This is a genomic window from Bacillus pumilus, assembly GCF_024498355.1.
GTDB classification, from domain to species: Bacteria; Bacillota; Bacilli; order Bacillales; family Bacillaceae; genus Bacillus; species Bacillus pumilus_P.
Map to the genome: position 1 here is coordinate 1421917 of NZ_CP101833.1, position 19058 is coordinate 1440974.

General features: G+C 40.3%; 17 protein-coding genes. All 17 read left to right on the forward strand.

Annotation, left to right across the window (positions count from 1 at the left end):
• The first annotated feature begins 51 nt into the window (after positions 1-51).
• The 17 genes from NPA43_RS07150 (at position 52) to NPA43_RS07230 (ending at position 19041) form a co-directional block, all read left to right on the forward strand.
• Positions 52-951, forward strand: coding sequence for a 2-dehydropantoate 2-reductase (locus NPA43_RS07150; protein ID WP_371930228.1), 900 nt, complete (start codon positions 52-54; stop codon positions 949-951).
• Between the two features lie 65 nt (positions 952-1016).
• The gene (bshC, locus tag NPA43_RS07155; RefSeq protein WP_256499532.1) at positions 1017-2636 is read left to right on the forward strand and encodes a bacillithiol biosynthesis cysteine-adding enzyme BshC; all 1620 of its coding nucleotides are present in this window, start codon (positions 1017-1019) and stop codon (positions 2634-2636) included.
• Between the two features lie 128 nt (positions 2637-2764).
• A complete protein-coding gene (gene mraZ, locus NPA43_RS07160; RefSeq protein WP_003211163.1) occupies positions 2765-3196 on the forward strand; it encodes a division/cell wall cluster transcriptional repressor MraZ in 432 nt (143 codons plus the stop codon).
• Positions 3197-3262: 66 nt separating this feature from the next.
• A complete protein-coding gene (gene rsmH, locus NPA43_RS07165; protein ID WP_099725949.1) occupies positions 3263-4195 on the forward strand; it encodes a 16S rRNA (cytosine(1402)-N(4))-methyltransferase RsmH in 933 nt (310 codons plus the stop codon).
• 36 nt (positions 4196-4231) lie between these two features.
• Positions 4232-4579 carry a cell division protein FtsL gene (ftsL, locus tag NPA43_RS07170; RefSeq protein WP_008344998.1) on the forward strand — a complete coding sequence of 116 codons (348 nt, stop codon included), beginning with the start codon at positions 4232-4234 and terminating at the stop codon, positions 4577-4579.
• Positions 4580-4586: 7 nt separating this feature from the next.
• Positions 4587-6737: a penicillin-binding protein gene (locus NPA43_RS07175; RefSeq protein WP_256499663.1), complete on the forward strand. Its 2151-nt coding sequence runs from the start codon at positions 4587-4589 to the stop codon at positions 6735-6737.
• 126 nt (positions 6738-6863) lie between these two features.
• Positions 6864-8783, forward strand: coding sequence for a stage V sporulation protein D (locus tag NPA43_RS07180; RefSeq protein ID WP_099725947.1), 1920 nt, complete (start codon positions 6864-6866; stop codon positions 8781-8783).
• A gap of 212 nt (positions 8784-8995) precedes the next feature.
• Positions 8996-10471: a UDP-N-acetylmuramoyl-L-alanyl-D-glutamate--2,6-diaminopimelate ligase gene (locus tag NPA43_RS07185; RefSeq protein WP_099726003.1), complete on the forward strand. Its 1476-nt coding sequence runs from the start codon at positions 8996-8998 to the stop codon at positions 10469-10471.
• A gap of 136 nt (positions 10472-10607) precedes the next feature.
• The gene (mraY, locus tag NPA43_RS07190; protein ID WP_099725946.1) at positions 10608-11582 is read left to right on the forward strand and encodes a phospho-N-acetylmuramoyl-pentapeptide-transferase; all 975 of its coding nucleotides are present in this window, start codon (positions 10608-10610) and stop codon (positions 11580-11582) included.
• Between the two features lie 9 nt (positions 11583-11591).
• On the forward strand, positions 11592-12938 hold the full coding sequence (gene murD, locus NPA43_RS07195) for a UDP-N-acetylmuramoyl-L-alanine--D-glutamate ligase (protein ID WP_370461138.1): 1347 nt from the start codon (positions 11592-11594) through the stop codon (positions 12936-12938).
• A gap of 59 nt (positions 12939-12997) precedes the next feature.
• Complete coding sequence (gene spoVE / locus NPA43_RS07200) at positions 12998-14098, forward strand: stage V sporulation protein E (protein WP_003212197.1); 1101 nt, start codon at positions 12998-13000, stop codon at positions 14096-14098.
• A gap of 198 nt (positions 14099-14296) precedes the next feature.
• On the forward strand, positions 14297-15391 hold the full coding sequence (murG, locus tag NPA43_RS07205) for an undecaprenyldiphospho-muramoylpentapeptide beta-N-acetylglucosaminyltransferase (RefSeq protein WP_256499533.1): 1095 nt from the start codon (positions 14297-14299) through the stop codon (positions 15389-15391).
• A 31-nt stretch (positions 15392-15422) separates the two neighbouring features.
• The gene (murB, locus tag NPA43_RS07210; protein WP_256499534.1) at positions 15423-16334 is read left to right on the forward strand and encodes a UDP-N-acetylmuramate dehydrogenase; all 912 of its coding nucleotides are present in this window, start codon (positions 15423-15425) and stop codon (positions 16332-16334) included.
• A gap of 127 nt (positions 16335-16461) precedes the next feature.
• Positions 16462-17241, forward strand: a complete 780-nt coding sequence (locus tag NPA43_RS07215; protein ID WP_099725942.1) for a cell division protein FtsQ/DivIB — start codon at positions 16462-16464, stop codon at positions 17239-17241.
• Entirely contained in the window at positions 17238-17927 is a 690-nt protein-coding gene (locus tag NPA43_RS07220) for a DUF881 domain-containing protein (protein ID WP_099725941.1), read from the forward strand. The genes NPA43_RS07215 and NPA43_RS07220 overlap by 4 nt, the downstream gene beginning before the upstream one ends.
• A gap of 20 nt (positions 17928-17947) precedes the next feature.
• Positions 17948-18673 carry a DUF881 domain-containing protein gene (locus tag NPA43_RS07225; RefSeq protein ID WP_249705511.1) on the forward strand — a complete coding sequence of 242 codons (726 nt, stop codon included), beginning with the start codon at positions 17948-17950 and terminating at the stop codon, positions 18671-18673.
• Positions 18673-19041 carry a small basic family protein gene (locus NPA43_RS07230; RefSeq protein WP_003210988.1) on the forward strand — a complete coding sequence of 123 codons (369 nt, stop codon included), beginning with the start codon at positions 18673-18675 and terminating at the stop codon, positions 19039-19041. The genes NPA43_RS07225 and NPA43_RS07230 overlap by 1 nt, the downstream gene beginning before the upstream one ends.
• The last annotated feature ends 17 nt before the right edge of the window (positions 19042-19058 follow it).

A 19058-nucleotide genomic window follows, 5' to 3' on the forward strand; every position in this document is an offset into this window, starting at 1 on the left:
TGTTAAAATAGTGGATATGATGAAGTAAACAGAAAAAGGGAAGTGCGGCAGTTGAAAATTGGAATCATTGGCGGAGGTGCGATTGGTCTGCTTTGTGCCAGTTATTTATCACAGCATCATGACATTACCGTATTCACAAGAAGAAACGAACAGGCAGAAGAGATTCGAGCGTCAGGAATTGAACGAATGGTGAGAGGAGAAACGTTTAGGGCAGTTGTCCATGCACAGACAGGGGTAAAAGGGGTATTTGATCTACTCATTGTGACAGTGAAATATCATCATTTGCAAGATGTACTGGACGAACTATCGGCATTACCTCATCAGAGGATCTTATTTTTGCAGAACGGAATGGCCCACCTATTAGACTTAGAGAACTGGAAAACGGCACATCAATTATATATAGGTGTGGTAGAGCATGGCGCAATGAAGGTGTCAGATCATGCAGTCGCTCATATAGGTATTGGTGTCATAAAGTGGGGGGCATTTCATCATAAGGAAGCAGCAGATGTGAAGAATGAATTGAATGAGACATCAGCCCATTTTCAGATGGTCTATACAGATGAATGGAAAAAGGTGCTGGAGGAAAAACTGCTTGTCAATGTCTGTATTAATCCGCTGACGGCTTTATTACATGTGAAAAATGGGGAACTGATCGCAAATTCCTCATATGAATACATGATGAAATGTGCATTTGAAGAAGCTGTTTCCATTTTAGGCTTGTCTGAAAAGGGGCGGCTCTGGTCTCATGTGGTCTCTATTTGTGATAAAACGGCCGCTAATCAATCGTCGATGCTTCAAGATATCGTAAAAGGCCGCCAAACCGAAAGAAAAGCCATCGTTGGCTATCTTTTAAAACAGGCCCAGGCTCAAGAGATTCTGGCGCCATATCTTGCTTTCTTCAATAGAAGCTTGGAAGTATTGGAAAAAAAGCAAACAAAATCTTTTGAGTGAGCTCATTTACATGCTATACTTTTTTCGGGAAACTAACTATTTATTGAAGAAAGGAAGTTCTAAACATGCAATTGACTGAACTTTCCATCCGAAGTCAGAATTTATTCATACGTGATTATATAGAAGAAAAAAAAGAGATGACTGCTTTTTTTGATTATGATATACATTCTGAGCACACATGGAAAAAGAGATACGACGATCTCATTGGAAGGAGCTTCCCGCGCGAGGCTTTAGCGGATTATATGAGCGCATATCACGCAAAGTTTGAATCGGCAGCGATGCGTCAGAACATTGAAAAAATCCGTGATGAACGGAGTGTCATGGTGGTTGGAGGGCAGCAGGCAGGCCTATTAACAGGACCGCTTTATACCATACATAAAATCATATCGATTATTCAGTTTTCAAAAGAAAAAGAATCAGAGCTTGGCGTTCCTGTGATTCCGGTCTTTTGGGTAGCTGGTGAGGATCATGACGTAGATGAAATTAATTTTGTGTACACGTCTGGCGAAAAAGGTCCAGTCAAACAAAAGCTGCCATTACATAGTATCAAAAAAGCTGCTGCGAAAAGAACACCGCTGCATCAGGAGAAAACAGAGAAATGGCTTCGTGATGTGTTTTCAACCTATGAAGAATCTGCTTACACAAATGATTTGCTTGATCAGCTTCTTCGATGTTTACGCAAATCACAAACGTTTACTGATTTCTTTGAATGGATTGTGTGCGACCTCTTTGAAGAAGATGGACTGCTGCTATTTAATTCAGGAGACTTAGGCGTCAAACCACTCGAGCGTATGTTATTTAAGCACATTGTCGAGACAAATGATACGATCACAGCTCGCCTGAATGAAACGCAGGCTGCCATGAAGCGAGCGGGATATCAGCCGATCATTGAAGCTGGTGACCACCAGGCAAACCTGTTTTACGAATATGATGAAGAGCGTTTCCTCATTGAAAAAGAGCAGCATCAGTTTTCTGTATCAGAAGTGGGGCTTACGTGGACAAAGGAAGAGCTTTTGCAGGAAGTCGAGGAGCACCCAGAAAGGTTTAGCAACAATGTGGTGACGCGCCCCTTGATGCAAGAGACCCTTCTCCCAACACTTGCTTTTATGGCAGGACACGGTGAAGTCAACTATTGGGGAGAACTAAAAGGAATTTTTGAACATTTTGAATTAAAGATGGCACCTGTTCTTCCAAGACTGCACGTCACCATTCTTGAAAGGCATATTGACAAAAAACTGCCGGTCAGAGAACTGTCGGTAGAAGAAGTGCTGACAAACGGAGTAAAAGAAAAGAAGGACGCGCACTTTCAGCAAAGTCTTCCAGACAGCTTCGTTCAAGCGGTTCAACATGCGAAACGTGAATTAGCAAATGTTCATGGTGCGATGAGACAAGAAGCGCTGGAGATTGAACCGAGCTTTGAGCAGCTTCTAGAGAAAAATGCCAAATTTATTGAAGACCAACTTCAATTTGTTTATCAAAAGGTGGCTCAGCGCGTGGAAGAGAAGGAAGGATATATCCTTCGCGACTTTGAACGGATTGAAAATAGTTTAAAACCACTTGATGCCGTGCAAGAAAGAATTTGGAATATCATGTATTTTTTAAACAAATATGGTCCAGAATTCTTCAAAACATTCAAAAATATGCCATTTTCATTTCAAAACAAGCAACAAATTGTCAAACTTTGAAATAAAGTTTTAATGAACCCTGAATAGTTCAGGGTTTTTTTTTATGTAGAAACAGTGTAAAATAAGTTTTGTGGAGAGAAGTGGAGGATAGTGGAGAGTAAAGGTGAGAAAGTGGGGCTCTGATGATCATGTTCATGGGTGAATACCAACATACGATTGATACAAAAGGGCGCATGATCATCCCTGCTAAATTTAGAGACGGTCTCGGAGAACAGTTTGTGCTGACGAGAGGGCTTGATCAATGTTTATTTGGCTACCCTATGAGTGAGTGGAAACTAATCGAAGAGAAACTCAAAGCACTTCCGCTAACGAAAAAAGATGCACGTGCGTTTACCCGGTTCTTCTTTTCTGGCGCAGTCGAATGCGATCTGGACAAGCAGGGGCGCATTAACATCGCATCAAACCTACTCCAATATGCAAAACTCGAAAAAGAATGTGTGGTCATCGGCGTTTCAAATCGAATTGAGTTGTGGAGTAAGTCGATCTGGGAACAATATACAGAAGAGCAAGAAGATTCTTTTGCTGAAATTGCTGAAAACATGATTGGATTTGATATATAATAATCCCTTGTGCAGCAAGCTTTCTACACATTCATTTCTATTTGAAAAAGGTGGGACCATAACATCATGTTTCAACATGAGACAGTATTATTAAAAGAAACAGTTGACGGTTTAAACGTCAAAGAAGACGGTACATATGTGGACTGCACGCTAGGCGGCGCAGGTCATAGCTCATATTTACTATCTCAATTATCAGAAAAAGGTACATTGATTGGATTTGACCAAGACGATGCTGCACTGGATCATGCACGAGAGAAGCTCGCAGATTCAAAAGCGAACATTCTTTTCATAAAAAGCAACTTCCGATATTTAAAAGAACGTCTGAATGAACAAGGCATTACAAGCGTAGACGGTGTGATCTTTGACCTTGGTGTGTCGTCTCCTCAGCTCGACACACCAGAGAGAGGCTTTAGTTATCATCATGATGCACCTCTTGACATGAGAATGGATCAATCAGCCGTATTGTCGGCAAAACAAGTGGTGAATGAATGGCCATTTGAAGATCTAGTTCGTATTTTCTACAAATATGGGGAAGAGAAATTCAGCAAGCAAATCGCACGCAAAATTGAAGAAGCTAGAAAAAAAGCGCCAATTGAAACAACGGGGGAGCTTGTAGACATTATCAAAGAAGGAATTCCCGCACCTGCAAGACGAACTGGCGGACATCCAGCGAAAAGAGTGTTTCAAGCGATCCGAATTGCCGTAAATGACGAATTGAAAGTATTTGAAGAAGCACTAGAACAAGCAATAGAGTTACTCAATCCGAAGGGGAGAATTTCTGTCATTACATTCCATTCACTTGAAGATCGGATTTGTAAAAGTACATTTAAAGAGATGTCTTCTCTTCCAGAACTTCCGCACGGATTACCAGTGATTCCAGAAGGACTTGAACCAAAACTGAAGCTGATCACGAGAAAACCGATCGTCGCATCAGAACAAGAGCTGGAACATAACAACCGTGCCCGTTCAGCGAAGCTCCGAATTGCAGAAAAAAAGTAAACGACACCATAGATGATGATAAAAAGGAGGTTTCTTATGAGTAATTTGGCTTACCAAAGAGAAGTGAAGCAACATCAAACAGAGCAGCAAGGCCAATCGGTTGTCATTAGAAGAAGAGGTTCTATTACACTTGGTGAAAAAATCTTACTTGTCATGTTTGTCATGGCTCTTATGTGCAGCTCCATTCTCATCATTTCTAAAGCCTTTGCTGTGTATCACGCAAATATTGAAGTGCAGAAATTAGAACAGCAAGTATCTTTAGAATCGAAGAAGATCACTGAGCTGCAAAAGGAAAAAGACTTGCTGAGTGAACCAGAAAGAATCATCGAAGCCGCTAAAAAAGCAGGCTTAAGCATATCGAAAGATGTTAAGAAGGTCGATTAACATGGCGATGCCTAAAAAGAATAAAATGATGAACAGAGGCGCGGCAATTGCGAGTATTTGCTTCGCCCTGTTTTTCTTTATCATCCTTGCACGTTTTATTTATATTCAGATTACAGGAACGGTTGATGGACAAGTTCTAGCCGCCAAGGCAAATGAGCAATATCAATCGAAGAAAACACTTGAAGCCAAAAGAGGTTCAATTTTAGACCGAAATGGAAATGTGATTGCAGAGGATACTTCTGTGTATAAACTCATTGCCATTATGAGCAAGAAAATGACGGTCGATCCAAAGCATCCGATGCATGTCGTCGACAAAGAAAAGACGGCAAAAGAGCTGTCAAAAGTCATTGATATGAGCGAAAGCGAAATTTTAAAGCGTTTGAATACAAAGGATGCGTTCCAAGTCGAGTTTGGTAAAGCTGGGAAGGATATTAGTTTTTCAACAAAGGAAAAAATTGAAAAGCTAAAGCTTCCTGGGATCGCATTTGAAAAAGACACGAAGCGGTATTATCCAAACGGCATGTTTGCTTCTAATTTAATTGGTTATGCAAGATTAGATGAGGCAACCAAGGACATGTCAGGTGCAATGGGGCTTGAGAAGGCGCTAAATAAATTCTTAAAAGAAAAAGATGGCTATGTGACGTATAATAGTGACAGAAGCGGGTGGGCTCTTCCGAATAGTAAAGAAGACATTGTCGCCCCAAAGGATGGGAAAAACGTCACGCTGACCATTGACCAAAAAATTCAGGCGTTTCTTGAAGAAAGTATGACGCAGGTCGCCAAAAAATATAAGCCAAAGAAAATCATTGCGACAGTTGTTGATCCGAAAACAGGAAAAGTTCTTGCGATGGGACAGCGCCCAAGCTTTAATTTAAATGAACTCGACATTACGAACTATAACAATGATGTCATTTCATATGCGTTTGAACCTGGTTCAACGATGAAGATCTTTACACTCGCTGCAGCGATCCAAGAAGGGGTATATCAAGGCAGTGCCAAGTATCAATCTGGAACTTATAAAGTAGGCGGAGGTCTTGTAAGAGACCATAACAACGGAAATGGCTGGGGGAAAATTGATTTTCATGAGGGTGTTCTCCGTTCTTCAAATGTGGCCTTTGCAAAGCTGGCAAAGGAAAAGCTAGGCTTCACGCGATACGAACAATATTTGCAAAAATTCCATTTCTATGACAAAACGGGAATAGACTTGCCGAACGAAGCGTCTAGTAAAATCAATTTCAGATACGAATATGACAAAGCATCGACGGCTTATGGTCAAGCGTCTGCCATTACACCAATTCAACAAATCGAAGCAGCGACAGCGATTGCAAACGGCGGAACGATGATGAAGCCATATGTCATTGACCATATTACAGACCCGAACACAAACAAAACGATTTTGCAGCACGAACCAACAGTAGCTGGAAAGCCGATTTCATCTAATACAGCGAAGCAAGTCCGTGATATTTTAGGTGAGGTTGTTTCCTCGAAAATTGGTACAGGTCAGCCTTATCAAATCAAGGGCTTTGACGTCGCTGGGAAAACAGGAACAGGACAAATTGGCGGTGCCGGCGGTTACCTCCAGGGAAGAAACGATTACGTCTTTTCATTTATGGGGATGGCGCCAAAAGATGATCCGAAGCTGCTCGTTTATGTGGCAGTACAGCAGCCGCAGTTGTCTGAAACAGAAACAGGCTCTGCCCCAGTTTCACAAATCTTTAACCCTGTCATGAAAAATAGTCTGCTATATTTAAATATCGCACCAACAAAAACAGACGATAAAAAATCAGGCGAACAAAAGGTGAAACAAGAAACAATGCCTTCATTCCTTGATTTAGAAGTGAAGCAGGCAGAAACGGAAGCCAAAAACAAAAACGTAACACCTGTTGTCATCGGCGACGGTTTATCCATTAAACGCCAGTGGCCTAGTGCGGGCTCTGAATTCACTGAAAGCCAGAAAGTCTTCTTGAAAACAGCAGGAAAAACCATTAAGATGCCTGATATGACAGGCTGGTCCAGAAGGGAAGTACTTCAATATGCGTCCATTTCGGGTGTGCACATTGAAACAAATGGACAAGGATATGCTGTCAAACAAAGTGTCAAAAGTGGAGCGGAGATTTCAGATAAAGTTGTCACTGTGACATTTAAAAGTCCAAATTAACTTTAAAACCTAGCAAACCATTTGCTAGGTTTTTTCTTTTGCTTTAGAGGGATGGACTAGACCGTTCTACAAAAGGACGGGCCTGCATATGATGGAAACAAGCCATATGTAAGGAGTGAACCAGGCGTGCGAGTGTCAAGTGTAACAGTGAGAAAACGATTGCTTTTCGTGCTGCTGTTTGGGGTGGTCATTTTTTTCATCATAGATACTAGATTAGGATATGTGCAGTTTATTATGGGCGAAAAGCTGACAAGCTTAGCAAAAGATTCATGGAGCCGTAACCTCCCGTTCGAACCGGAACGGGGAGATATTCTGGACCGGAATGGGGTAGAGCTGGCGACGAACAAAAGTGCTCCATCCATTTTGGTCGTCCCGCGGCAAATTAAAGATCCCGCAGAAACAAGCAAGAAACTGGCGGCAGTGCTTAATATGTCTGAGGAGAAAGCGTACAAGCACGTCACGAAGAAAACATCAATTGAGCGAATTTCTCCTGAGGGCAGAAAAGTATCTCATGAAAAAGCAAAAGAAGTAAGAGAGCTTGATTTAGATGGGGTTTATGTAGCAGAAGACAGCATCAGACATTATCCATTTGGCAGTTTCCTGTCCCATGTACTGGGTTTTGCTGGAATTGATAATCAAGGTTTACTTGGGCTGGAAGCCTACTACGATGATGACCTAAAAGGTGAAAAAGGCTCTGTGAAATTCTATTCCGATGCAAAAGGACAGAAAATGCCAGATGAAGCAGATGATTATACACCGCCTAAAGATGGTCTTGATATGAAATTAACGGTCGATTCGAAAGTACAAACCATCATTGAACGAGAATTAGACAATGCGGAGGCAAAATATAATCCAGATGGCATGATCGCCATTGCCATGAACCCCAAAAATGGTGAAGTGCTGGGGATGTCAAGTAGACCAGATTTTGATCCAGCTGACTATCAATCAGTTGATCCAAAAGTATTTAACCGAAATTTACCGGTGTGGAGCACATATGAGCCGGGATCGACGTTTAAAATTATTACACTTGCAGCAGCATTAGAAGAAAAGAAAGTGAATTTAAAACGCGATCAATTTTTTGACAGCGGATCTGTGACGGTCGATGGAGCAAGGCTCAGATGCTGGAAAAAAGGCGGGCATGGATCACAGTCATTTTTAGAAGTGGTGCAAAACTCCTGTAACCCAGGCTTTGTAGAGCTAGGCGACCGTCTTGGAAAAGATAAATTATTTTCCTATATTAAAAATTTCGGTTTTGGTCAGAAAACAGGAATCGATCTTCAAGGGGAAGGGAGAGGAATTTTGTTCCCGCTTGATCGAGTAGGTCCAGTAGAGCAGGCAACAACTGCCTTTGGTCAAGGTGTCTCCGTTACGCCGATTCAACAAGTAGCCGCAGTGGCTGCCGCGGTAAATGGCGGGACACTTTACACGCCCTATATTGCGAAAGAATGGATAGATCCGGTCACAAAAGGGGTCGTGAAAAAGCAATCACCGATTGCCAAGAAGAAAGTGATTTCAGCTGAAACATCAAAAGAAATCAGATATGCACTTGAAAGTGTAGTCGCTCAAGGAACTGGCCGAAATGCATTTGTTGAAGGGTATCGGGTTGGCGGAAAAACCGGAACAGCACAGAAGGTAAAGGACGGAAAATACATGGAAAATAACCATATTGTGTCGTTTATCGGATTTGCGCCTGCTGATGATCCAAGCATCGTTGTATATGTAGCCGTTGATAACCCAAAAGGCACCATTCAATTTGGTGGTACAGTAGCGGCACCAATTGTTGGTCATATTATGCGAGACAGCCTGCCTGAGATGGGTGTGAAAAAAAGAAAAGGACAAATTGAAAAGAAGTACCAGTGGCTGGACACAAAAACCATTGAGGTACCGAATCTTGTAGGGGGATCTGTTTCTGACCTTGAATCACTCCTCATTAACCTGAAGATCGATGCCTCAGGCACTGGCAGTAAAGTGGTGAAGCAGTCTCCTGCTGCTGGGACAAAAGTGAAAGAGGGCTCAACGATCAGATTATACTTAAACGATGAATAATAAAGAATGAACAGAGGGTAGCCGCACTCATTCGGCTGCCTCTTTTTGTTGAAAGAGAAGGGCAGTTTTAAAAAAAGAGCGCAAAGTGTGTTTTTTCCAAGAGAAACTTAAGGAATACGCTGGATGTATCCTTTTTTTTACGATAAAATATAGACTGTGTGTTTTTTTCACAAGACATGCACGTGAACGAATTTGAGAGGTTTGATATGATAATGAAATTACAAGAACTCCTTACATACTTTAAAAGTGAAAACAACGAATTGATAAACGAAAATCCCGATATTACTTCCATTGAAATGGATTCAAGAGAGGTGAGAAAAGGGAGCCTGTTTGTCTGCATAAAAGGTTATACAGTAGATGGACATGATTACGCTGAAAAAGCGGTGAAAAGCGGGGCTGCAGCAATTGTAGCAGAACACCCTCTTAACATAACAGATGTACCAGTCATTATTGTGAAACACTCTCAAAGAGCACTTGCAAGAATTGCTGATGCGTTTTACAGGCAGCCAACCCATAAGCTAAATCTTATCGGTATCACAGGAACAAACGGAAAAACATCAACAACACACATGATCGAACAAATGATGAGAAAAGCCGAGAAGAAAACAGGCTTAATCGGTACGATGTATATGAAGGTGAATGATGAAATTCTCGACGTGAAAAACACAACACCTGAGAGTGTCACACTTCAAAAAACCTTTAAACAGATGCTTGATCAAGGTGTAGACACGGCAATTATGGAAGTATCATCACATGCATTGCATCTTGGCCGGGTTCATGGATGTGATTATGATATGGCCGTTTTCACAAATCTTACGCAAGATCATCTTGACTACCACAACACCATGGAAGAATATAAACACGCGAAAAGCTTGCTATTCTCCCAGCTTGGAAGTGCCTTTCATCACGATAAGCCGAAGTACGCGATTTTAAATGCAGATGATGAAGCTTCTAGTTATTTTGAAAAAGTCACAGCTGCTGAAATCATGACGTATGGCTTAGAGCAAAAAGCAGATGTCATGGCAAAGAATATTCAAATCAAGCCTAAGGGAACTCAATTTGATTTGATCACTCCAATCGGCACAAAAAATGTGACGGTGGCCCTCATCGGAAAGTTCAATGTGTATAACATCCTGGCTGCTGTATCAGTAGGGATCGTATCCGGCTTATCGTTTGATACGATCGCCAGTGCAATGGAAGAGCTGGAGGGAGTCAAAGGAAGATTTGAACTTGTGAACTGTGATCAAGACTTCCCTGTCATCATTGATTACGCGCATACACCTGACAGCTTAGAAAATGTCCTCACAACGTGTAGAGAATTAACTGAGGGCAAAATTTTCTGTGTGATAGGCTGCGGCGGAGACCGTGATAAAACAAAGCGCCCTCAAATGGCTCAAATCGCTGTGAAATATGCAGATGAGCCTGTATTTACATCAGACAACCCAAGAAGTGAAGATCCATCAGCTATTTTAAAAGATATGGAAAATGGTGTGCCTGAGGCATATTATCATAGCTTTGTGAATCGTAAACAAGCCATCTTCTTTGCGATTGCCAATGCGAAAAAAGGCGATACCGTCTTAATAGCGGGAAAAGGCCACGAGACGTACCAAATCATTGGCGATCAAGTCTACGACTTTGATGATGCAAAAGTTGCAGTGGACGCTATTTTAGATCTAAACAAATCTTAAAAATGATGAAAAGAGTGTAATGAAATGAAGCATTTTGTACAAAAACAACATATGAAAGACTCGAATGAATATCATAATAATGAATGCTATTTTCTGGTGGAAAACGGCTTTGGAAATTCGGAAGGAGTAAAGAACGATGCTTGAACAGGTGATATTGTTTACAATCATAATGGGATTTTTAATCAGTGTTCTTTTATCCCCGATTTTTATTCCGTTTTTAAGAAGACTTAAATTTGGTCAGAGTATTAGAGAAGAAGGACCGCAGTCTCACCAAAAGAAATCAGGTACTCCGACAATGGGCGGAATTATGATTATCTTTTCTATCACAATTACAACAATTGTGATGATCAACAAATTCTCTGAGATTAGTCCAGAAATGTTTTTACTGTTATTTGTCACACTTGGCTACGGCTTATTAGGATTTTTAGATGATTATATTAAAGTAGCGATGAGACGAAATCTTGGATTAACATCGAAACAGAAATTGATCGGTCAAATTGTGATCGCAGTGATTTTTTATGCAGTCTTCCATTATTATCAGTTTGCAACGACGATTCGTATTCCAGGAACGGATGTCAGCTTTGATTTAGGATGGGCTTACTTTATCCTCGTCATTTTCATGCTTGTCGGTGGTTCTAATGCGGTGAACTTAACAGATGGACTTGATGGTTTATTGTCTGGAACAGCTGCCATTGCTTTCGGAGCTTTTGCCATACTTGCTTGGAATCAATCCCAGTATGATGTGGCCATCTTTTCAGTAGCTGTTGCTGGAGCCGTCCTTGGTTTCCTTGTGTTTAATGCGCACCCTGCAAAAGTATTTATGGGTGATACAGGGTCACTAGCTTTAGGCGGAGCCATTGTAGCGATTGCCATTTTAACGAAGCTTGAAATTTTACTCGTGATTATTGGAGGAGTATTTGTTGTTGAAACGTTATCGGTTATCCTTCAAGTCATCTCCTTTAAAACAACTGGAAAAAGAATCTTTAAAATGAGCCCGCTTCACCACCACTATGAGTTAGTTGGCTGGTCTGAGTGGAGAGTGGTTGTCACCTTCTGGACAGCTGGTTTATTACTTGCTGTTTTAGGAATTTACATCGAGGTGTGGTTGTAATTGAATAAGATGCAAATGTTAAAAAACGAACATGTACTAGTATTAGGTCTTGCAAAAAGCGGATATGCGGCCGCCTCAATTCTTCACGAACACGGAGTAAACGTGACAGTAAATGATCAGAAACCGTTTGAAGAAAATGAGCCAGCTCAGCTACTTTCTGAAAAGGGGATTGATGTCATTTGTGGCAGTCATCCTCTTCGTATGTTCGATGATAAAGAAATTACGATTTTAATTAAAAACCCTGGAATTCCATATGAGAATGTGATGGTTCAAGAGGCGCTTCGACGCCAAATTCCAGTTTGGACTGAAATAGAATTAGCATATCATTTGACCTCATCTCCTTTTATTGGGATTACCGGATCGAATGGGAAAACCACTACCACTACATTGATTTATGAAATGCTGAAAAAAGACAGTCAAAAAACTTTAGTGGCAGGTAATATTGGAACAGTTGCCAGCGAAGTCGCTGCAAATGCAGCTGGCGATGAATGGATTGTAACTGAGCTCTCTTCTTTTCAGTTAATGGGAACAGTTGAATTCAGGCCCAAAATCAGCTTGATTTTAAATATTTTTGACGCACATTTAGACTATCACCACACTCGTGAAGAATACGAAAAAGCAAAGCAGAAAGTATACGCACATCAACATGAAAATGACACAGCCGTGATCAACCTAGATGATCCATCTGTCGTTAAGCTAGCAGAAGGATCAAAAGCGAAAAAGGTGTTTTTCTCCGTGAAAGAGCCAGTAGAGCATGGAGCCTTTATTAAAAATGGCGCTATCTACTATATGAATGAACGTGTCATTGATCTAAAGGATGTTGTTCTTCCTGGTGAGCATAACCAAGAAAATATTCTGGCAGCCATTTGTGTTGTGAAAAATGCAGGCTGTTCAAATGAAGCGATCACACACGTACTCACAACATTCAGTGGCGTGAAGCATCGTTTGCAGTTTGTGGATACGATTCAAAGTAGAAAATTTTATAACGATAGCAAAGCGACCAATATACTGGCAACAAGTAAAGCTTTGTCAGCCTTCGAACAGCCGACCATTTTACTAGCAGGCGGACTAGATCGGGGTAATGAATTTGATGAATTGAAACCTTTCATGAAAAATGTGAAAGGAATTATCACATTTGGTGAGACTGCACCTAAGTTTGTGAAGCTTGGTGAAGAGCTGGGAATACATCACGTAAAACATGTCGATAATGTTGAACAAGCAGTACCTGCGGCGTTTAGCATATCTGAAGAAGAAGACGTGATTTTATTATCTCCAGCTTGTGCAAGCTGGGATCAACATAAAACATTTGAAGAACGTGGAGACATGTTTGTAAACGCCGTGCATATGCTTAAATAAGGGCTTGTCTCTCATATGACTGACAGCCCAAATGAAATGATGCTTGGGGTGTCGGTCTCTTGACGAATAAGAAAACTTCTCCGGATTTTTTGCTTGTTGTCATTACGTTACTTTTATTGACGATTGGTTTAATTATGGTTTACAGCGCAAGCGCTGTGTGGGCATCGTATAAATTTGATGATTCGTTTTATTTTGCAAAAAGACAGCTTTTGTTTGCTGGAATCGGAGTTATCGCGATGTTTTTCATTATGCGAGTCGATTATTGGACGTGGCGGACTTGGTCAAAGATATTGATTGCTGTTTGTTTTCTCCTCTTGCTACTTGTACTGATTCCTGGTATCGGTATGGAGAGAAATGGATCAAGAAGCTGGATCGGTGTCGGTGCGTTTAGTATTCAGCCCTCTGAATTCATGAAGCTTGCGATGATTGCGTTTCTCGCAAAATTCTTATCTGAAAAGCAAAAAAATATCACGTCCTTCCGTAAAGGTTTCGCGCCAGCGTTGGGTATTGTGTTTTCGGCATTTGCCATCATTATGCTGCAGCCGGACCTGGGGACAGGAACGGTTATGGTTGGAACTTGTATTATTATGATTTTTGTTTCAGGTGCGAGAATTGCTCACTTTATATTTCTCGGTCTTATAGGGCTAAGCGGTTTTGCTGCACTTGTCTTATCAGCACCCTATCGAATAAAACGAATAACGTCTTATTTAAACCCTTGGGAAGATCCACTAGGCAGCGGGTTTCAAATTATTCAATCCTTATACGCTGTTGGCCCAGGCGGTCTGTTCGGAATGGGTCTAGGTCAAAGTAGACAAAAATTCTTCTATTTACCTGAGCCTCAAACGGACTTTATCTTTGCCATATTGTCTGAAGAGCTCGGCTTTATAGGCGGATCACTCATTTTATTGCTCTTTAGTGTTCTGTTATGGAGAGGCATACGAATAGCACTTGGGGCACCAGATTTATACGGAAGTTTCTTAGCAGTTGGCATCATTTCAATGGTTGCCATTCAAGTGATGATTAATATCGCAGTTGTCACTGGACTTATCCCTGTGACAGGTATCACGCTCCCATTCCTAAGTTATGGCGGCTCATCACTGACACTAATGCTCATGGCAATTGGCGTACTTTTGAATGTAAGCAGGTACGCTAGATATTAATGTGCTGCTAGTTCATGAAACCATGTCGACGTTTATTTTGCAAAAATACAAAAAAATGATTTGAAGAGTGAAAATGACAGTTTTTGTTTCGAAAACATGATTTTTGACTCTTCTTTACAGGTTTTAACGGAGCCCTGTTGTTTAAAACAGGGTTTATACTTTGTTCAGAGCAGAAAAAAAATGAGGGGAAATGGTATAATGCGTATAGCAATCAGTGGAGGCGGAACAGGTGGACATATTTATCCAGCCTTAGCTTTTATTAAAGAAGTAAAAAGACTGCATCCTGATGTGGAATTTTTATATATTGGTACTGAAAATGGGCTTGAAAAGAAAATTGTAGAAAGAGAAAATATCCCTTTCAAGTCAATAGAGATTTCAGGTTTTAAAAGAAAGCTTTCCTTTGATAATGTAAAAACGGTGATGAGATTTCTAAAAGGCGTTCAAAAAAGCAAATCTTATTTAAAAGAATTTAAGCCAGATGCTGTCATTGGAACAGGCGGTTATGTGTGTGGCCCTGTCGTTTATGCGGCTTCTAAGCTGAAAATCCCGACCATTATTCACGAACAAAACAGCCTGCCTGGTATCACAAATAAGTTCCTTGCGAGATATGTTCATAAGGTAGCCATCTGCTTTGAAGAAGCAAAGGCACATTTTCCTTCTGAAAAGGTTGTTTTTACGGGAAACCCAAGAGCCTCTGAAGTCGTCTCTATAAAAGAGGGGAAATCTCTTAAAGAGTTTGGACTAGATGAAAAGAAAAAAACGGTTCTTATTTTTGGCGGGAGCAGAGGTGCAGCTCCGATCAATAGAGCAGTCATTGACATGCAAGATGAATTAAAGGCGAAGAACTACCAGCTTTTATATATTACTGGTGAGGTTCATTATGAAAAAGTGCTGAACGAACTAAAGGACAAAGGTGCAGCACCAAATATGATCACAAAGCCTTTCTTACATCAAATGCCGGAGTATCTGAAATCGATTGATGTGATTGTTGCAAGAGCTGGAGCAACAACGATTGCTGAAGTGACAGCTCTTGGAATTCCAACAATTTTCATTCCGAGCCCATACGTGACGGCAAATCATCAGGAAATCAATGCTAGATCACTTGAAAAGCATGATGCTGCTATCGTTTTAAGAGAATCAGAGCTTTCTGGAGATCGCTTGCTGCATGCAATTGATGAAATTGCCGGTAATGAAGAGAAATTAAATCAAATGAGCCGTTTAACGAAAGAACTCGGAGTACCAGATGCGGCTATACGTTTATATAATGTGTTAAAAGAAATTACGACTACATGATTGAATGATATTAGGTAAGGCGGAGGGTAATATGGAGAACTTGAAGAATGAATTATTAGAAGCGCAAGTTGGTAAAGTGCTTGAAAATGAGCCGCTTGCAAATCATACGACAATGAAAATAGGCGGACCAGCAGATCTATTGATTATTCCAAAAGATGTCGACGCAGTCAAAACGATCATGGATCAGGTAAAAATACACCATACTGATTGGACGGTCATTGGAAGAGGGTCTAATTTACTTGTACTTGATAAAGGAATACGTGGTGTAGTTCTAAAGTTAGGTGCTGGACTTGATCATTTAAATGTGAATGATGAAGAAGTTACAGTTGGCGGCGGCTACTCTGTTGTACGTCTCGCAACGTCTCTTAGTAAGAAGGGCCTTTCAGGATTGGAATTCGCAGCTGGTATTCCAGGGTCTATCGGTGGCGCTGTTTATATGAACGCAGGGGCACATGGATCAGATATCAGCAACATTCTTGTGAAAGCTAGAATCTTATTTGAAGATGGAAGCATCGAGTGGGTAACAAATGAGGAAATGAACTTTAGCTATCGAACCTCTGTACTTCAAAAAGAACGTCCGGGCATTGTCCTCGAAGCCGTGTTTAAGCTCAAACAGGATGATCGCGAGAAAATCACAAAGAAAATGCAGCAAAATAAAGACTATCGTAAGGAAACGCAACCTTATAATCGACCGTGTGCAGGCAGTATTTTTCGAAATCCGCTACCTGAATATGCAGGACAGCTTGTAGAAAAGGCGAATTTAAAAGGATACCAGATTGGCGGGGCAAGAATTTCTGATATGCATGGGAACTTTATTGTCAATGCTGGTGGCGCTACTGCTCAAGATGTGCTGGACTTAATTCAGTACATCCAAAAGAAAATTAAAGAAGACCACAATGTAGATATGCATACAGAAGTAGAAATTATCGGTGAAGCAAATTAAAAGCTAGTTTTTATGAATGATGGCATCGCAGGAAAACAAACGGCATTCTTTCATGCCGTTTGTTTTCTAATCAAAATGAAGACCCAAAGGTGTGGACAAGCAGCTTTGAATGAGGTGAAGAGTATATATGCGGCCTGATCATGAAAATGAAAAGATCGTCAATATAGAAGAGCGAATTCCTAAAATTAAAGAACAAAGAAAGCAGAAAGCAAATCGGAGACTGATCTCTTTTATTCTGCTGTTTTTTATCATGGTTTTAATTGTTATTTATTTGCAAACACCAATCAGTAAAATTTCTTCTTTAACCATCACGGGTAACGAGCATGTATCAACAAAACAGCTTGTTAAACTTTCACAAATTAAAGAAGGCGAGACAGAGTTTTGGAACTTAAATAAAGATATGACAGCAGACCATATTAAACAAAATAAACTGATTAAAAGTGTCAGTATTAAAAAACATTTCCCGAATAAGGTCAGTATTGCTGTAAAAGAATATGCAAATATTGCATATCTTCAAAAGGGAAATCTATATTATGAGCTTCTTGAAAATGGGACAGCTTTACCAGATGAAGTAACGCCTAATCATGCAGGACCTATTTTTGTCGATTGGGACAATAAAGAGAAACTGAAGCAAACAGTTAAATCTTTAAATCAGCTCCCAGCCTCTATTCAGGAACTCATCTCAGAAGTATATTATGTCCCGACAAGTTCAAACCAGTGGCTCGTTAAATTTTATATGAATGACGGGAACACCGTGATCGCATCAATTAAAACATTCGCTGATAAAATGAAAACCTATCCAGCTATTGTAAAAGAACTTTCGTCATCTGAGAAAGGCACGATTCATATGGAAGTCGCAACGTATTTTGAAGCTTTCAAATCTAAGAAAAAGGAAGATGAACGTTGAGAGGCAAAACAGTTATATTTTCAATTGTGATGCTTGTTCTTGGGTTTCTGATTTCTTTTTCATACCAATATACAAAGCAGCATCAGGCAGATGTCAATCGAACCGAACAATGGAAAAAAGAATACTCTTTGAAAAGTCAGCTGACAAAGCAAGAAAAGGCGAATCAAAAACTTGAAAAAGAACTATATAGCCTTCAATCAAAGGTTCAAGCGACAGAGTCCAGTTTGAAAAATGAAAAAGAGCAGTATTTTAATGTGTTGGAAGATGTTGAGAAATACAGAATGTTTACAGGGGAGATAGGTGTAAAAGGGAAAGGGGTAAAAGTATCTCTTGAAGATGCATCTTATATCCCGAGTGGACAAAATGTCAATAATTACATTGTTCATGAGAGTCACATTTTTCATGTGATAAACGAACTATTTATATCAGGGGCATCTGCTGTATCTATTAACGGACAAAGAATCACACACCAATCATACATACATTGTAATGGCCCAGTCGTCACAGTTGACGGAGTTCAGCATCCAGCGCCATTTGTCATTTCTGCTATTGGGGATCCTGCTGTGTTAATACCTGCTTTAAATATTGCTGGCGGGGTGGTTGATCAGCTGACAAGTGATCACATTTCAATGACGATTGAAAAAAAGGATATTCGTATGAATCCTCTTTTAAGAAACAAAGATTAAAAGTGAAAAGGTGAGTGGTGTTGAGGAAAAAGAAGCCTTTACTTAGTTTGACAGTCTTGATGGTGATATTTGGCATCATGGTCTCCGTCCAATTTAACTCTTTGCAAAAACCGAAAATTCGTGATACTCGCGATGTTTGGGAATTAAGAGAGGATTTATCTGCATCTAAAAGTAAAGAATTGGATTTGCTGAAAGAAATTGATAAATATGATGAGATGCTGAAAAAGTATGATAATCAAGGAGATCAATCAAAAGAAGTTCAATTAACAAAAACGCTAAAAGATTTAAAAGAAAAGGCTGGTTTTACAGAGGTAACGGGGGAGGGGATTGAAGTTGAGATTTCTCAGCTTTTTTCCAAGGATCTGACCGGGGAAGAAGTGAAAAATATCCCGCCTGATCTTCTGAAAAAGTTAATCAACGAAGCCAACATGTTTGGGGCAAAACATATTTCCATTAATGACCACCGTGTGATTAATACAAGTGTGATTCGAGATATTAATGGGACGACGAAAATGGATGGTTACAGCTTAGATGATGATGCAGTTACCATTAAGATGATTAGCCAGCAGGCAGACAAATTATCCAGCCGTTTAAATGTATCAGATATTGGCGATTTGTTCGCTCAGGAAAATTTCAGCTTGAGTATTAGCCAGCCGAAGAAAAAAATTCATTTGAAGGCATATGACGGTGCAATTCAGATAAACGAATTGAAGCCTCTTGACGATGTAAAGGAGGGAAAATCTTAATGTGGCTTCCTGTTCTTGGCTTAATCATAGGAGTTGCAATCGGTTTTTTAACAAATTTTACGATACCGAATGAGTATTCTAACTACCTTTCCCTCGCTGTACTTGCTGCGCTTGATACTTTGATTGGTGGAATACGAGCACATCTGCAAGGGGCATACGATGAACTGGTGTTTGTATCAGGCTTCTTCTTTAATATTATACTCGCAATAAGTTTAGCTTTTCTGGGCGTCCATCTTGGTGTAGACTTGTATTTAGTCGGAATGTTTGCGTTCGGCGTTAGATTGTTTCAAAATATAGCAGTTATTCGAAGAATCCTACTAACAAAATGGACAATTTCTAGAGAAAAAAAGAAAAAAAGTGAGTCATAAAAAAGGATATACATATG

What these genes read in the sequence shown, in the direction of transcription:
- bshC (WP_256499532.1), top strand. Translation starts at nt 1,017, where the DNA reads ATGCAATTGACTGAACTTTCCATCCGAAGTCAGAATTTATTCATACGT.
- mraZ (WP_003211163.1), top strand. Translation starts at nt 2,765, where the DNA reads ATGTTCATGGGTGAATACCAACATACGATTGATACAAAAGGGCGCATG.
- rsmH (WP_099725949.1), top strand. Translation starts at nt 3,263, where the DNA reads ATGTTTCAACATGAGACAGTATTATTAAAAGAAACAGTTGACGGTTTA.
- ftsL (WP_008344998.1), top strand. Translation starts at nt 4,232, where the DNA reads ATGAGTAATTTGGCTTACCAAAGAGAAGTGAAGCAACATCAAACAGAG.
- NPA43_RS07175 (WP_256499663.1), top strand. Translation starts at nt 4,587, where the DNA reads ATGCCTAAAAAGAATAAAATGATGAACAGAGGCGCGGCAATTGCGAGT.
- NPA43_RS07185 (WP_099726003.1), top strand. Translation starts at nt 8,996, where the DNA reads ATGAAATTACAAGAACTCCTTACATACTTTAAAAGTGAAAACAACGAA.
- mraY (WP_099725946.1), top strand. Translation starts at nt 10,608, where the DNA reads ATGCTTGAACAGGTGATATTGTTTACAATCATAATGGGATTTTTAATC.
- murD (WP_370461138.1), top strand. Translation starts at nt 11,592, where the DNA reads ATGCAAATGTTAAAAAACGAACATGTACTAGTATTAGGTCTTGCAAAA.
- murG (WP_256499533.1), top strand. Translation starts at nt 14,297, where the DNA reads ATGCGTATAGCAATCAGTGGAGGCGGAACAGGTGGACATATTTATCCA.
- murB (WP_256499534.1), top strand. Translation starts at nt 15,423, where the DNA reads ATGGAGAACTTGAAGAATGAATTATTAGAAGCGCAAGTTGGTAAAGTG.
- NPA43_RS07215 (WP_099725942.1), top strand. Translation starts at nt 16,462, where the DNA reads ATGCGGCCTGATCATGAAAATGAAAAGATCGTCAATATAGAAGAGCGA.
- NPA43_RS07230 (WP_003210988.1), top strand. Translation starts at nt 18,673, where the DNA reads ATGTGGCTTCCTGTTCTTGGCTTAATCATAGGAGTTGCAATCGGTTTT.